This window comes from Spirosoma arboris, from assembly GCF_009754945.1.
Classification (GTDB): Bacteria; Bacteroidota; Bacteroidia; order Cytophagales; family Spirosomataceae; genus Spirosoma; species Spirosoma arboris.
Genome location: NZ_WPIN01000003.1, coordinates 528,013 through 544,046, shown reverse-complemented (window position 1 = coordinate 544,046; position 16,034 = coordinate 528,013). Strand labels below are relative to the sequence as shown.

Annotated in this window: 12 protein-coding genes; 9 read left to right on the top strand and 3 right to left on the bottom strand. The window is 46.8% G+C overall.

From position 1 onward, the window contains the following. Nucleotides 1-60: 60 nt before the first annotated feature. A complete protein-coding gene (locus GO755_RS10040; RefSeq protein WP_157584604.1) occupies nucleotides 61-2,541 on the bottom strand; it encodes an alpha/beta fold hydrolase in 2,481 nt (826 codons plus the stop codon). Between the two features lie 250 nt (nucleotides 2,542-2,791). On the opposite strand from GO755_RS10040, the gene GO755_RS10035 reads away from it, so the two are divergent. From GO755_RS10035 to GO755_RS10020, 4 genes are read left to right on the top strand one after another with little or no spacing between them, the layout of a single operon-like run. Continuing rightward, entirely contained in the window at nucleotides 2,792-3,079 is a 288-nt protein-coding gene (locus GO755_RS10035) for a YciI family protein (RefSeq protein WP_157584603.1), read from the top strand. A gap of 28 nt (nucleotides 3,080-3,107) precedes the next feature. Continuing rightward, the gene (locus tag GO755_RS10030) at nucleotides 3,108-3,302 is read left to right on the top strand and encodes a hypothetical protein (protein ID WP_157584602.1); all 195 of its coding nucleotides are present in this window, start codon (nucleotides 3,108-3,110) and stop codon (nucleotides 3,300-3,302) included. A gap of 32 nt (nucleotides 3,303-3,334) precedes the next feature. Further along, entirely contained in the window at nucleotides 3,335-4,024 is a 690-nt protein-coding gene (gene hxpB / locus GO755_RS10025; RefSeq protein ID WP_157584601.1) for a hexitol phosphatase HxpB, read from the top strand. A 33-nt stretch (nucleotides 4,025-4,057) separates the two neighbouring features. Then, the gene (locus tag GO755_RS10020; RefSeq protein ID WP_157584600.1) at nucleotides 4,058-4,903 is read left to right on the top strand and encodes a PhzF family phenazine biosynthesis protein; all 846 of its coding nucleotides are present in this window, start codon (nucleotides 4,058-4,060) and stop codon (nucleotides 4,901-4,903) included. Between the two features lie 340 nt (nucleotides 4,904-5,243). On the opposite strand, the gene GO755_RS10015 is transcribed toward GO755_RS10020, so the two are convergent. Continuing rightward, nucleotides 5,244-6,614 (bottom strand): hypothetical protein, encoded by a 1,371-nt coding sequence (locus GO755_RS10015; RefSeq protein ID WP_157584599.1) that lies wholly within the window; start codon nucleotides 6,612-6,614, stop codon nucleotides 5,244-5,246. Between the two features lie 66 nt (nucleotides 6,615-6,680). Here GO755_RS10015 and GO755_RS10010 point away from each other — a divergent pair, with 66 nt between their 5' ends. From GO755_RS10010 to mtgA, 3 genes are all read left to right on the top strand, one after another. Then, nucleotides 6,681-7,136, top strand: coding sequence for a GNAT family N-acetyltransferase (locus GO755_RS10010; protein ID WP_157584598.1), 456 nt, complete (start codon nucleotides 6,681-6,683; stop codon nucleotides 7,134-7,136). Between the two features lie 146 nt (nucleotides 7,137-7,282). Beyond that, entirely contained in the window at nucleotides 7,283-8,419 is a 1,137-nt protein-coding gene (gene hemW, locus GO755_RS10005) for a radical SAM family heme chaperone HemW (RefSeq protein WP_157584597.1), read from the top strand. A gap of 105 nt (nucleotides 8,420-8,524) precedes the next feature. Continuing rightward, entirely contained in the window at nucleotides 8,525-9,388 is an 864-nt protein-coding gene (gene mtgA / locus GO755_RS10000; protein WP_198174798.1) for a monofunctional biosynthetic peptidoglycan transglycosylase, read from the top strand. Between the two features lie 125 nt (nucleotides 9,389-9,513). Here the strand turns inward: mtgA and GO755_RS09995 are convergent, their stop codons facing one another. Further along, nucleotides 9,514-10,662 carry an aldose epimerase family protein gene (locus GO755_RS09995; protein ID WP_157584596.1) on the bottom strand — a complete coding sequence of 383 codons (1,149 nt, stop codon included), beginning with the start codon at nucleotides 10,660-10,662 and terminating at the stop codon, nucleotides 9,514-9,516. 360 nt (nucleotides 10,663-11,022) lie between these two features. On the opposite strand from GO755_RS09995, the gene GO755_RS09990 reads away from it, so the two are divergent. Next, nucleotides 11,023-12,666, top strand: a complete 1,644-nt coding sequence (locus tag GO755_RS09990) for a pectate lyase family protein (protein ID WP_157584595.1) — start codon at nucleotides 11,023-11,025, stop codon at nucleotides 12,664-12,666. 169 nt (nucleotides 12,667-12,835) lie between these two features. Further along, nucleotides 12,836-15,982, top strand: a complete 3,147-nt coding sequence (locus GO755_RS41975) for a DUF6298 domain-containing protein (RefSeq protein ID WP_157584594.1) — start codon at nucleotides 12,836-12,838, stop codon at nucleotides 15,980-15,982. The last annotated feature ends 52 nt before the right edge of the window (nucleotides 15,983-16,034 follow it).

Genomic DNA, 16,034 nt, shown 5'->3' with positions numbered 1-16,034 from the left:
GTATGATATATGGTGTATGATGTATAATATATACCCATCATACACCATATATCATACATATTACAATCGCTCTTCAAACAGCTTCAGAATCCGCTTGTATTCGTCGGTCCAGCTTGATGGCTCTACAAAACCGTGATCTTCCATCGGATAGGCGGCAACTTCCCAATTGTCTTTTTTGAGTTCAATTAGCCGTTGGATCAATCGGACGGTATCCTGAAAATGGACGTTCACGTCGACCATTCCGTGGCAAATGAGCAGATAATTCTTTAAACCTTCTGCAAAATAAATCGGTGATGAACGGCGGTACGACAGGGAGTCCAACTGCGGTTCATTCAGGATATTAGCCGTATAAGGGTGGTTGTAGGCAGCCCAATCGGTTACGGGCCGAAGTGCGGCCCCGGCCTTGAATACATCGGGGGTTGTAAATAGCGCCATCAGGGTAATGAATCCACCATAAGATCCCCCATAGATACCAATTCGTTTTTCATCGACGCCCTGTGTTTGCACCAACCACTTAGCCGCATCGACATGATCCTCTAAGTCTTTGCCACCCATATACCGATAGATGCCCGTTCGCCAATCGCGACCGTAGCCTGCGCTGGCCCGGTAGTCGATATCGAGTACCGTGTAGCCCTTGTCTACCAGCAGGTTATTAAACATATACTCGCGGAAATACGAGCTCCACCATTTATGAGCATTCTGCAAATACCCCGCACCATGAACGAATACAACCGCTTTTCCGCTCGCATTTGTTGGTTTATACAGGCGGGCATAAATCGTCTGACCATCGCGGGCTGGTATAGTGACCATCGTTGGTTCGTGCCAGGGATAACTCTTGAAATTATCCGTCTGGGAATCAGTGAGTTTAAGGGGAGTGGTACTGGCCGTTTGTGAGGACACAGACCGGGGCGATTTATTGCTCGCAACTGCCGACTGTTGACTTAGGTCGGCCACATATAGCTCCCAGGGTTGGTTGCTGGACGAGTAGCGGATGGCCATTCGGGTTTCGTCGGGCGAGAGCGTTACATCGTTGGCACCGGTCATGTTCGTCAGGCGAGTGCGTTCTCCACCCGTAACTGCCATCCGATAGAAATGCTGTTCGCCGGGATGTACTTCATTGGTTTGTATGAAAAACTGGGTTTTGTCTTTCGATAGCTGAACCTGTTGTACCTCAAATTTACCTGAGGTAAGTTGTTTTTTTACACCAGTCAATACATTAACGGTATAAATATGCGAGTAACCATCGGCCTCCGACTGAAACCAGAGGGTTTGGTTATCCGCCAGAAAGTTCATATTCCCCGAAGAGGAGCCCATGCCCTGCCAATTGATGCCAGGGCCAGCAATCCAGGCATCGTCGTGCTGGCGATCGAGGAGGGAAAGTTTTAGTGTTTCTGGCTCTAAACGCATAATCCACCGGTCTTTGTTATCGAGTGACCGAACGACCACGACACACAACTTGCCATCGTCAGACCAGATAGGGCCATTGATGACAACAGGGCGCGTTTTTTTCGCTGTATCTGGTTTTGTGCTACCTGTCGATTTCAGGTAAGCTGGTTGATCAGTGATGCCTGGAATTCCTTTCGTACTAACCACTCGAACGGTGTCTTTACGTATATCATATACAAAAAACTCCTGCACAGCGGTTGGGGCGCCAACTTTAGTTCGGGCAGCAAGCTCTTCTGTGTAGCCCGATTCGGTCACATAATTGGGCACTTGGGCAGTCTTGGCTGTAGTAGCACTTTTACTCAATCGGTACGTAACAAAGCGACCATCGGGACTTAATTGCGGACCAAGCAGCTGTTTGTCGTCAAGATAAATCTCTTTGGGGCGATTGGGTTTATCGGCCTTGGTGATGCGTTCGCCTTCGTCTTTTTTCTCTTTGCGCTCCTTTAATACCGACGATAGGCGCAACTGATCCTGTTTTAGAAACTTTTCCTCATCCGTCAGTTTAGGATCAGGTTTTTTTGCACCCATTCGAAAATCAGTGAGTTGGGTGAGTTCGCCGGATTGAAGATCGATACTAAAGAGGTTGGCTCCTGCACCAGTTCGCCGAAATACAACCTGCTTCTCATCGCCTGAAAAAACGGGATCAGCCTCCACGTCTACTGTATTTGTCAATTGGCGGATTTTGCCTGATTTAACATCTAGTAAAAATAAATCGCCCTGCCGGTCAAACAACCGTTGTGTGTAGGCTCGATTGTAAGCTGCTACGGGGGGAGTTGCCAATGCCCGGCGCTCAACTGGACTTACTTTTACGGGTTGAGAAGCAGTCAGTGATTTGCCTTTGATTGGGCGGATAAACGTTACTTTATAGAGCGAATCACCCTTCGTACTCTCAGGATTCCAGCTAAAATAAAGTGTTTGTGAATCGTCAGACCAGAACGGATTAGACGGTGAGGTACCGACCCATACTTTTGGGTCCTGCATGATGGTTTCGACGGTGAGTTGGGGGCGAGCCGCGGAGCCAGCAGGTTTAGGAACTGGCTGGGCAACAACCGATGCCGCAAACAGAGCAAGCGGCCAACAGGAAATGTGTTTCATAGAGTTATGAAGTGAATTTTAGAAAACAGATTTTTAAGATAATACAGCGTTCTATAGCTACCAGCGCCTTTACGGCTCGACTGATACTAAAACAATGTTTTTTCTTTAAATCATTTTAAAATCGATACGATCATAAAAATCTGTGTTCTATTGGCGTAAATGAAAGAGGGAAAAGTCTGAAATTAGGAAGAAAAGGCCGAAACGCTTACTTTTCGGAATAGAAATGATCATTAAATCGCGACCCTGATTCATGCAATATATCATTCATGCGTACGACCATACCGGCCCCGATGCTCTTGACCGACGGATGGCAGCTCGTCCTGCGCATCTTGCCTATGTCAGTCAGCTAAAAGAAAAAGGGCAATTTCTTCTTGGTGGTGCTTTACTCGACCCAGACGGGAAGATGATTGGCTCGATGCTCATGTTGAACATGGAAACCGAAGCTCAATTGAATGACTATCTGCAAAACGACCCGTATATTGTGCAAGGTGTGTGGGATACGATTGACGTCAAACCGTTCCGTCAGGCCAATGTATGAGCGCAGCCTTGTGTTGACGCCTATCAAAATGAACATTCATACGTCACGTCTTAGGCATTTTATAGGTGCCTGCCTACTGATTTTTCTGGGTTCGTTCTCAGCTTGTGGGCACAGCACAGAAACAAAAACGGCCACAGCCCCCGTTGATACAACCGTTGTCGACGACGATACGCTTGAAGTCAATGATGTACCCAAAGTAAAACAAACGGAGCATGCCCGTTGACTAAGTAGGCGTAAAACCAAGAGAATACGAATTTGATACACGCAGCAATATTTGATATGGATGGCCTTCTTGTGGACTCAGAACCCCACTGGCGGGCTATGGAACGAGAGGTATTTGCCACTGTTGGTCTATATCTGACCGACGAAGAATGTAAACAAACGACTGGAATGCCCATTTTGGAGGTCGTGCGGTACTGGTTTGCCAGAGCACCCTGGACTGATCAGTCAGCACAAGGGCGGACTCTCGAAGACCTTGCCGATACGATTACACACGGGGTTCACGAACGTATTGCTCAACTAGCGGAGCCAATGCCGGGGGCACTCGACACGATAGCCTTTTTTGTAAACCGGGGTATTCCGACGGCAATAGCCTCGGCCTCGCCCATGAGTTTAATTGAAGTAGTAGTTGATCGGCTGGGTATTCGTAATTCCCTTTCACTCTGGCATTCGGCCACCCTGGAAGCGCGTAATAAACCAGCTCCGGATGTGTATTTGGGCACGGCCCGAAAATTAGGTGTATTGCCCATTAATTGTCTCGCGTTTGAGGATTCAGGAAGCGGTCTCAAATCGGCTTATGCTGCTGAAATGCAAACAGTTGCCGTGCCCGGTGCTTTTGAATACAATGATCCTAAATTTAAGATTGCCGATATTATTTTACCGTCGCTTACCGAATTTTCATCGGACATATTCGATACATTGCTGACAACAAAACACTATTCCTAATAACTTAAGAGCGCCTTGCTCACCCTAAACACCATGCGTATTTATCAACTTGATGCGTTTACGGATCGATTATTTGCTGGAAATCCGGCCGCTGTAATTCCTTTAACGGAATGGCTGCCGGATGAACAAATGCAACAGATCGCTTCCGAAAATAATCTGGCCGAAACGGCATTCTATACAAAAGCCGAAGGTGAGGCTACGTACCACATTCGCTGGTTTACGCCTACTATCGAGGTTGATTTATGCGGCCACGCTACATTGGCGGCCAGTTATGTGGTGTTTTTTTTGGAAGTCAACTCGGATGGTGAGGACACTGAAACGGCTAAAAACGAGATTTTTTTTAACTCACGAAGTGGTTTGCTAAAGGTTTGCCGGGGTGAAAATGGTTGGCTAACGCTCGATTTTCCGGCCGACACAGTGAATAAGTCTAATTTACAGCCACCTGCCCTGCTGGCTAGTGTTGGAGAAAAACCACTGGCTATTTTTAAGGGGAAAACCGATTATATGCTGGTATATGAGACGCAGGCTCAGATTGAAGCGCTGACCCCTGATTTCCGGGAGATGAATACCGTACCAGCTAGGGGAGTTATCGTGACCGCACCGGGGAAAAAAACGGATGACCAGGATCAGGTTGATTTTGTATCCCGTTTTTTTGGACCTCAGACGGGAATCGATGAAGATCCCGTAACAGGATCGGCGCACACAACACTAGTACCTTATTGGGCTGAGAAACTCGGTAAAACCGAACTTACTGCCCGACAACTTTCAAAGCGAGGAGGCTACCTTAAGTGTAAGCTAAATGACGATGGAGTCAATCCTGTCCGAGTCGATATTTCAGGTCAGGTACAGCTCTATCTGACGGGCGACGTCAAGTTGTAAATCCTATTTTCACATATTCCACTAGTCAGGAGGCTGTTTGATGCACTTCCTGACTATTTTTTTGCCCACTGCTCTAACACAAAAGACTCAACACCCGGATAGATGTACGTTTTTTCATGATTTTTAATTTGTAATAAATCTAAATAAACGTATCTTTGCCTCCGCAAATAATAAGTGTTAATGACTACCGAATTTTTCGCTTCTGACTGCTCTGTACCACTGAATGAGGCTAAGCAACTTATTCAATCTAACCCATTCATGGGCCATGAGTGCGTATTGAAAAAATGTTGCAAGAAGTACAAAAAGGGCAAACGCTGCAAGAAGTGCCCAGATTGATCGATTAATTTTCAGGTACATACCAGAACGGTATCTGGTAATAAGCTGTCGGCTTGTTCGCTGAGTCAGGCACCATCACTTTCAGGATATTTCGTCCTGGTTTCAAATTAGCGGTTAGTAGCACCGTTGTCAGCCCCTGCTGACCATTATCGGCACGTTTGGTAAACAGGAAACCCGGTGACCGATAGAGGGAGTCGTTCAGGTAAACGCCGAAATAACTTTCAAACGATTTCAGGTACCAGGTAGCTTTTCGTTCCCGCCGGTCCTTTTTCGAAAGGTTATCTGGCCATACAGGCTCCCGAAAACGTTTCGCCAATTCTACATCCAGTGATTTCGGATAACTCACAAACAGCCGCACATACGGTTCCCGAATCACATCGCTCTGAATACTTGCTTTACTGATCAGTTCATCTGGCGTGCGTAAATTATCAAATGAATTGGCCTCCACTAGCTGATTAGGAGCACGCAGGGTGATATATGACCGACTATCTAAAGCATCCGACGCTCCCATAGTTTGTACTAACTGCCCAGACATAAATACCAGCTCGACTAGAATAAAGATACTAAATGCCCATACTAACCTCTTTTGTAGTATCTGTTTGGGTATCTGACTATAGAACGTATAGAGAATGTAAAGTCCCGGCTTGTAAAGCCCCATAAATAAGACTGAAAATAGCTGACTCAGTTGGAAGGCTATTTGGGCAAACCGGGGATTATCGCGAAACTTGGGTAGATTCAGAAAGACATAAACAAGCCATAGTCCACCAATGCCAACCAGCAATATCAGGTTTACTGTTTCGCGAACAGTTTTGTATAGATGGTCTGGAATAAGCAGTTGAAGCACCGCTTCGATAAGGATAAACAGACCAAATGCAATCGCTATACCGAGGAGAAACAACGCGAGGCTGAATGCCAGTGCAAAAATTACATTGCAGCGTTTATCCAGCCGGATAATATAATCAGGTAAGGAGCCCATTCGCTGGGCAAACTGCTGGCGGGCATACTGGCTTAGACTATAAATTTGATCATACCGAATACCACTCGGGTAAACGGCCAATATCCCGAGTAGTCCCACCCAAAAGGCTCTCATGATAAAATGAGCAAGAAAGGCGGCAAACAACGAATACGATACACCTTTTAGTAAGCCCATTACCTGTGTTGGCCCTACATCGTGGATATAATCCGTATCCGTCATGAGGTTATACCGATAGTAGGCCAGCGCACTATCTAAAAGTTCGGGGAGACTGAGTGTTGCGAATAAGGCTGCCCCCGAAATGACCAGTTCCAGATTCCAGCTCTGGCTGGTTAGGTCATGAAGTTTATCCTGCGCGTCTGTCGTGGTAGAGGACAGGGGTTCTGATTCGGGAACGTTCATGCTACTTACTAATAGAGTCAATTAAGGTCGAATCGCAAAATAGTGGTTTTCTGTTACTTTTATTGCATGAATATCCGCTATGAAATGACCACTGGCTTGCCTTCTGAACCTATATTAACGGTACTGCTTGATTTGCTGGGTACTATATTCAATAATCAGGATCGCACTGAACTTTTAGCCAAACTTACCTATCAGGCGTCCCGGACAGGCTTACAAACCCAATGGGCCAGTATAAATGATCGGATCGTGGGCTGTAAATTCGGTTATGAACGGAAACCTGGCCAATTCTATAGTTGGTTGGGTGGTGTTCACCCCGATTTTCGGGGGCAGGGTATCGCGGCTGAACTAATGAGGCAACAACACGATTGGTGCCGCCAGAACAAGTATAACACCATTCGAACCCAGACTTATAATCAATGGCGATCGATGCTTCTACTTAACCTACGTTTCGAATTCGATATCATCGGAACCGAACAGGGGAAGCATGGATTGACGATTGTACTGGAGAAAAAGTTATTGTGAATTGGTGGAGTAAGTGAAGGAAGTTTAATAATCACCCCTTTATATTTACTAAATCCATTTCACTTACTTGACTACATCATTACCTCACTTAATTAACTTACTTCACTCATTAAACCTATCTATCTATTTTCTTGTCAATAGGGCAAATGCATCTCTATTTACACATACCGTTCTGTAAGCAGGCCTGTCATTACTGCGACTTTCACTTCAGTACCAGTTTGGGACAGAAGTCGGCCTTGGTTGATGCATTATGCGCCGAAATTCACTTGCAAAAAGATTATCTACCTACTTCTACGCTGGAGACAATCTATTTTGGTGGTGGAACGCCTTCTTTATTGACCGAGGTTGAATTAGCGCAGATTTTTGATACTATTCACACTCATTTTGCTGTTTCGCCCACGGCCGAAATTACACTCGAAGCTAATCCTGACGATTTGACTACGGAAAAACTTCGGATGTTGCGCCAATACGTTAATCGACTGAGTATCGGGATTCAAACATTCGACGAAGCGACGCTACGCTGGATGAATCGCGCTCATACCGCTACTGAAGCCGAAGCCTGTGTCTGGTTAGCACGTGAGGCCGGTTTCGAGAATATGAGTGTCGATTTGATTTATGGAATTCCGAATCGCGATCCATCGCTCTGGCAGCTCGATTTACAGAAAGTGCTGGCACTCAACGTACCACATCTCTCGGCCTATGCACTTACAATTGAACCCGATACCGCTTTTGGGCGATGGCAGCAAAAAGGAAAACTGCCCCCCTCTGATGAATCGTTGGCGGCTGATCAGTTTGAGGAGCTGGTTCTGGCATTGAACCAGGCGGATTATGCACATTACGAAATCTCGAATTTTGCCCGTCGGGATGAGGGAAATACGACGCAATATGCCCGTCATAATACGGCTTATTGGCAACGAAAACCATACCTTGGTATTGGACCGAGTGCGCACTCATATAATGGTCATTCGAGGCAATACAATATTGCTAATAATGCACGTTATATCGCCGACATTCAGAAGGGTATAATCCCTGCTGAGCTGGAAGAATTGACGATTGCTGACCAGGTTAATGACTATTTGCTGACAGGATTACGAACGCAGTGGGGATGTTCTCTAACCGAATTGAGCGTGTTGCTGGGCACTGATTTTGCCCGTCAACAGGCTTCGGATCTCAAAGCAATGTATGCATCGGGTTGGCTTATTCACGAGGGCGACAGACTGCGTTTGACAAACGCCGGTAAGCTTTTCGCTGATCGTGTAGCTGCAACTTTATTTGTGGAGTAGGGGATTAGTTTGCGCTACCGTAGGGCCCCGCTTTTTTCGGGGATTTTAGTAAAAAATCGGTTTACATCAACCTTACTATTATTTTCGCGGAATGCCCCTACACCTATGAATCCGCAACGACCAGTCAATACATTTCGTACGGCTCCTCCTCAGCAACCACGCCCTAAAATAACACAGCCTGCTCCGCAGCGGGAACGGCGACCTGACCGTAGTTATGTTTCCCCGCCACGCGCCACGCGTTGGCAGAAACTCCGGCAGTTTATGCGCGAACAGCCTTTGCTGGAAAGTGTTTATGGCTTTTGTTTACGCGCTTTTTTGTGGCTGTTTTTTGGTTCGTTAGGCTATGTAATCGTCCTGAAATACGTGCCGGTTCCACTCACGCCTTTAATCGTCTCGCGCTGGTTTGATTCATTAGGTACGGACGAGAGTAGCCACGTCTATAAAAAATGGATCTCCTACGATGAGGTTAGCAAAGAAGCAGCTTTAGCCGTAGTATCTTCTGAAGATCAGAATTTTCCGACGCATTGGGGTTTCGATTTTGATGAGATTAAGGATGCTATTAAAGAAAATCAGATTGGTAAGCGCGCGCGCGGGGCCAGCACGATTTCGCAACAGGTAGCCAAAAACGTATTTCTCTGGAATGGACACAGTTACATTCGCAAAGGACTGGAAGCCTATTTTACGATGCTGATTGAACTGATCTGGGGGAAAAAGCGCATTCTCGAAGTGTACCTGAACATAGCGGAAACGGGGCCAATGACATTTGGGGTGGAAGCTGCATCAGAACGCTATTACGGACATTCTGCGGCTACACTTACCCGTAGTGAAGCGGCTCGGATCGCTGCTGTGTTACCCAATCCGCGCCAGTTTTCAATCAAAAATCCGTCAAGCTATATTCAGCGCCGAACCACTCAAATTTCCCGCCAAATGCGGTACCTGGGCGGGCAGAAATACATTCGGAATTTGTAAAAGGTTGGCCTCTTATAAAGGCGCTTTTGCGTTTATTAACCCCTAAATCCCCTGAAGGGGACTTTGTCTAAGCACGAGCAAAGTCCCCTTCAGGGGATTTAGGGGTTAATGGTATTAGTTTAGCCTTACTTCACCGAAAGCTTATACATCGTCGTGCTTTTGTACGTCTCATTCGGGCGCAAAACGGTCGAGGGGAAATTCGGATGGTTGGGCGCGTCGGGGAAATGCTCTGTTTCCAGGCAAAGCCCAAAACGCTTGCTAAGTGCCACGCCGTCTTTATTCACTAGCTTGCCATTCAGATTATTCGCTGTGTAGACTTGTACTGCGGGTTCGGTTGTATACATTTCCATGAAACGCCCGCTGGTTGGTTCATACACCGTGGCCCCTAACTTCAATCCTTTCGACATATTGGTAAATACCCAGCAATGATCGTAGCCTTTGCCGTACCGAATTTGTGTGTCGGTTGTATCATTGATATGCGTACCAATTGCCGTTGGTTTTAAGAAATCGAAAGGTGTACCATTAACAGGTTTCAACTCGCCTGTTGGAATTTGTTTGGGATCGGTTGGTAGGTATCGATTAGCAGCCACCATCAATTCATGATTCAAGACATCGTGCTTCAGACCACTCAGATTGAAATAAGTATGGTTGGTCAAGTTGATAACCGTTGCTTTGTCGGTCGTTGCTTCATAGTCGATGCGGAGTGCATTATCGTTTTGAAGTGTGTAGGTCACCATGACTGCCAAATTACCAGGATAACCTTCTTCGCCATCTTTTGCCATATAGCCTAATACCAAAGAGGACTCCTTGCCGTCAATAATCTTTGCCTGCCAGAGACGTTTGTCAAATCCGGTTGGTCCGCCATGAATGTGATTGCCATTATTATTCTGCGCCAGCGTATATTCCTGACCATCAATCGTAAATTTTCCATTAGCAATCCGGTTGCCAAACCGACCGATGATTGGCCCTAAACTGGGTGTTCCTTTCAGATAATCGGCAAACGTTGGCACGTTAAGAATAATCTCTTCCTGTTTTCCAGCTTTATCTGGGGCAGTCCAGGAAACAATATAGCCGCCATAGTTTGTGACTTGTACAACCATACCTTTTTCATTCCGAAGGGTAAACAAGTCGGCTACTCGACCGTCGGGAAAGGTGCCAAACTGTGTTTTTTCGATTCCTGCTTTGGGGGGAGTTTCCTGTTCGTTGGTGTCAGATTTGTGCATCATACTAGTTAAAAAGAGCAACCCAGATAAGGTAAGAATAAGGAGTTTCATGCTGCGAAACGATTTAGGTACTGGCTAGATGTACCGTATGAATAGCAATAAGCTCATAAAGCGCCTATTTTACCCCCACTTTTACTCGCGAATTACAAATCACTATTGTAGGAAGATTTAGTCAATTAATCACAGAGGCACAGAGAACAGAAAGTATAAAAACACATTACTTCACATGCTTCGCGTCGATTTATTAGTGGATGATAATATCCTATACATTGCCGAAAAAATGATATAGATATTGCCCTATTTTTTAGCCTTATTTTGATGTTGATATACAATCTGAACATGAACTAGTCGTCAAGGTCCAGTTTTATAAAAAGAGTTGAAATCAAATTCACTCAAAAGAAACCCTGTCCAATGAAAAAATTTAATATTTCTCTGGTAGTGGCTGCTACCTTACTAATAGGCCAAAACATTGCTTGGGCGCAGTACCCGACAATTCCGGCAGATGTTCAGAAAGAAAGTGATGATCTGCTTAAGGAAGCCCGACGTCAGTCAGACATTGCCTGGGTAAAGGCATTGCCAATTATTAAGAAAGAAGCACAGGAAGGCAAACCATATGTTCCGTGGGCAGCTCGGCCCGTCGATTTGCCCCAGGCCAGCATTCCTGCTTTTCCTGGAGCTGAAGGTGGTGGAGCCTACACATTTGGCGGTCGCGGTGGAAAAGTAATCGTTGTAACGAGCCTGGAAGATCGTGGCCCCGGTACACTTCGGGAAGCCTGCGAACAGGGCGGAGCACGTACCGTTGTTTTTAATGTAGCCGGCATTATTCGACTAAAAACACCACTGATTATCAGAGCTCCTTACATTACGATTGCTGGTCAGACGGCACCGGGCGATGGTGTTTGTGTGGCTGGCGAATCGGTCTGGATCAATACACACGATGTGATTGTACGCTACATGCGATTCCGCCGGGGCGAAACGAACGTAGGTCGTCGCGACGATTCGATTGGCGGGAACCCAATCGGCAACATCATGATCGACCACGTGTCGGCAAGCTGGGGGTTGGATGAGAACATGTCGATGTACCGCCACATGTATAATGACAGCACGGGCAAGCCACTGGAAGAAAAGCTCCCAACAGTGAATATCACAATTCAGAATTCGATTTTCTCCGAGGCCTTAGATACCTGGAATCACGCCTTTGGTAGCACGTTGGGTGGCGAAAATTGTACGTTCATGCGTAATCTCTGGGCCGATAACGCCGGTCGGAATCCGTCGATTGGCTGGAATGGCATCTTCAACTTTACCAATAATGTGATCTTCAATTGGGTGCACCGGTCAACCGATGGCGGTGACTACACGGCTATGTACAATATTGTTAACAATTACTTCAAGCCAGGCCCTCAAACACCAAAAGATTCGCCGATTGGTTATCGGATTCTCAAACCAGAATCGGGACGAAGTAAATTGGATCATCGGGAGTATGGTCGTGCGTATGTGAACGGCAATATTGTGGAAGGCAACGACAAGGTGACGAAGGATAACTGGGATGGGGGCGTGCAGGTTGAAGATATGCCTAATGCGGGTCAATACACAGCCAGCATAAAATGGAAGGAGCCGCTACCAATGCCAAAGCTTACGATACTGTCAGCACAGCAGGCCTACGATTATGTATTAGCGAACGCTGGAGCTGCTCTCCCCAAACGTGATCCCGTCGACACGCGTGTATTGGAGCAGGTTCGTACTGGTAAGATTGCTTACAAAGAAGGTGTAAAATTACCCGAAACGCAGTTTAAACACCGTCGACTCCCTATCGATTCGTACAAAAACGGCATCATTACTGACCCTATACAAGTAGGTGGTTATCCTGACTACAAAGGCACGCCTTATGCCGATTCTGATAACGATGGTATGCCTGATGCCTGGGAAACCAAAAACGGCCTGAACCCGAAAGATCCATCGGATGCCAGCCAGGATAAAAATAAGGATGGGTATACCAATATTGAAGACTACCTGAACAGTGTTGTGCCCGTTCAATCGGTGAGACCGAGAACGTAGTAGCCATTTTTAGCCCACTGCTTTAGCTGTGGGTTGGTGCGAGAGTTAATAGTTTCTTGTTAACCGTTTCAACGGTCTAGCGTATAAAAACCGTTGAAACGGTTAACAAGAAACTCGTCTTTTGATTTCCCACAGCTAAAGCAGTGGGCTGAAAACCTTTCCTAAAACCGTGCTTCAAACCCGTCATCTTATTGCTCTGCTTTGCCTGCTATTCGCATTTGTGCGTATAGAAAATACGTGTGCGCAGGGTAATAAGCTGGCAAAGAAACAACCTGTAGCTCTTGGCCAGCAGGGTCGTTTAATATATACGCCGGACGAGCTGGGTAATCGCATTCCTGATTTTTCATACTGTGGCTACAAGGCTGGCGAACAGGCGATTCCAATTGTAGACGTAAAGGTTGTTGTACCGTTCAGAAAAGGCGATGCTACCCGGCGAATACAGGCAGCTATTGACTATGTAGCCTCGTTACCCATCAATAATGATGGTTTTCGAGGGGCTGTATTGCTTGAAAAAGGGATCTATGAAGTAGCTGGAAGCTTGAAAATTACCGCTTCTGGCGTTGTACTTCGGGGGAGCGGAATCAACGGTACGACGATTCTCGGGACGGGTTTCAGTCGGGAGAACTTACTTACAGTTTCTGGAAAAAACGACCGACAAATAGCTTCATCCGTTTCCATTACGGACGGCTATGTACCGGTCAACGCGCAGAAAGTTCGGGTCGCGAAATCCACTGATTTTAAGGTTGGTGATTTTGTACAGATCCGTCGACCATCGACCAAAGAATGGATTCAGAAATTGGATACCGATACATTTGGCGGGGGAATTTCTGCACTGGGTTGGAAACCGGGTCAACGCGATCTTTATTGGGATCGTCAGATTACCGCCGTGAATGGTTCTGAACTCACTCTCGATGCGCCATTGACAACCGCGCTGGATTCCACTTACGGTGGAGGAACGATTGCCCGTTACACCTGGGCAGGACGGATTGAACGAGCTGGTATAGAAAATCTACAGCTGGAATCGTCATACGACAAAGCTAATCCGAAAGATGAAGATCATCGCTGGATGGCTATCGTTCTCGAAAACGTACAAGATGCCTGGGTTCGTCAGGTCGTTTTCAGGCACTTCGCTGGATCAGCAGTGAATGTTCAGGAAACAGCAAAGCGCGTTACAATCGAAGATTGTCAGTCGCTGGAACCTGTCTCCGAAATTGGCGGAGAGCGACGAACGACATTCTTTATTCGAGGACAACAGGTTCTTTGTCAACGACTTTATTCCGAATCTGGCTATCACGATTTTGCGGTTGGCTATTGTAGTGCTGGCCCCAATGCCTTTGTCCAGTGCGAAGCACATCTACCATTTAGCTTCAGTGGAGGCATTGATAGTTGGGCGTCGGGTGTGTTGTTTGATGTCGTAAATAGTGATGGGAATGCTTTGCGTTTTGCTAATCTTGGCCAAGATGGACAGGGTGCTGGCTGGAATGCTGCCAACAGCGTTTTCTGGCAATGCACAGCAGCCCGCGTCGAGAATTTCCAGCCTCCTACGGCACAGAACTGGGCGTTTGGAACCTGGGCGCAGTTTGCCGGAGATGGTTATTGGGATATGTCCAACGAGCATATCCAACCCCGAAGTCTGTATTATGCCCAACTAAAAGACCGATTGGGCGATGCCATTGCAGGAAGAACCATCCTGTTACCCGTCGAATCAGAAGCGTCAAGTAGCCCAAAAGTTGAGGTTGCTGCAGCCTTAACCAAGCAGTCTGTTAATCCAGCTCCAACATTATACGATTTTATCACGGCAGCTTACACGCGTCAGCCTATTCCAACTACGTCAACTGCCAGATCAATTGAGGCAATCGGCTTGCCGAAAGAATCAAATTCTACAAAGGCAGCATCTATGCAGATTCAACATGGAAAGCTGGTTCGAGGCAGTGCGTTATTGACAGGTCGGCGGCAGGAAGTGCCCTGGTGGAATGGGAGTGCGCGACCTTATGGCTTACCTAATGCGAAGCCTCACATTACCCGCTTTGTACCGGGCATGACAGGCCAGGGGTTGACGGATAATCTGGAAGCTATGACCGATTCCATGAAGACTGATAATATCGTGGCCATCGACCATAACTATGGCCTCTGGTACGACCGTCGTCGGGATGATCACGAGCGTATTCGCCGAATGAACGGTGAAGTATGGCCTCCGTTTTACGAACTTCCGTTTGCCCGAAGCGGCAAAGAGGCAGCCTGGGATGGATTGAGTAAATACGATTTGACAAAATACAATAACTGGTACTGGAGCCGACTAAAACAGTTTGCCGATCTGGCCGACCAAAAAGGACTGGCGCTCGTTCACGAGAACTATTTCCAGCACAACATTATCGAAGCGGGGGCTCACTACGCCGATTTCCCCTGGCGACCTGCGAATAACATTAACAACACAGGTTTTCCTGAACCTGTCCCTTACGCTGGCGACAAGCGGATTTTTATGGCCGAGCAATTCTATGATGTATCGCACCCCGTTCGGCGGGCGTTGCATCGGGCTTACATCCGAAAGTGCCTGGATAATTTCGCTGGCAACTCGAGTGTCATTCAACTGATCGGAGCTGAATTTACGGGGCCACTGCATTTTGTGCAGTTCTGGATTGATACCATCACTGAGTGGGAAAAGGAAACCGGCAAAAAAGTAATTGTAGGCTTAAGCACCACCAAAGATGTTCAGGACGCGATTCTGGCCGATGCCAAACGAGCATCCGTAATTAACCTGATCGACATTCGGTATTGGCATTATCAGGCTAACGGAACGACCTATGCACCTGCCGGGGGGCAGAATCTAGCCCCTCGCCAACATGCCCGTTTGGTTGTTCCGAAGAAAACGTCATTTGAAAAAGTCTATCAGGCTGTGCGGGAATATCGGCAGAAATTTCCGGAGAAAGCAGTTACGTATGCTGCTGACAGCTACGATTCAGTGGGCTGGGCTGTGTTGATGGCGGGTGGTTCTATGCCCAATATTCCTGCGGTTAGTGATCCGCAATTTTTAACAGATGCCAGCCAAATGCAGCCAATGGATTTGCCCCAAACGCCTGCCAGTCAATGGGCATTGGGCGACGAGAAAATTGGGTACATTCTATACAATGAATCGACAAATCCTGCCCAGCTTGATTTGGTAAAAGCAACGGGTTCGTTCTCGGTCAATTATATAAATCCAAAAACGGGGCAGATTACGAAGTCGAAAGACGTAGTAAAAGGTGGTGGTATGGTGAGCCTGAAAAACCAGTCGGGCAGCCCAGAGGTGATTTGGCTTAAAAAAAGTAACGGGTTATGACGTATAATAAAATTACCCCCAACCCCCTAAAGGGGGCTCAAACTCGCACATG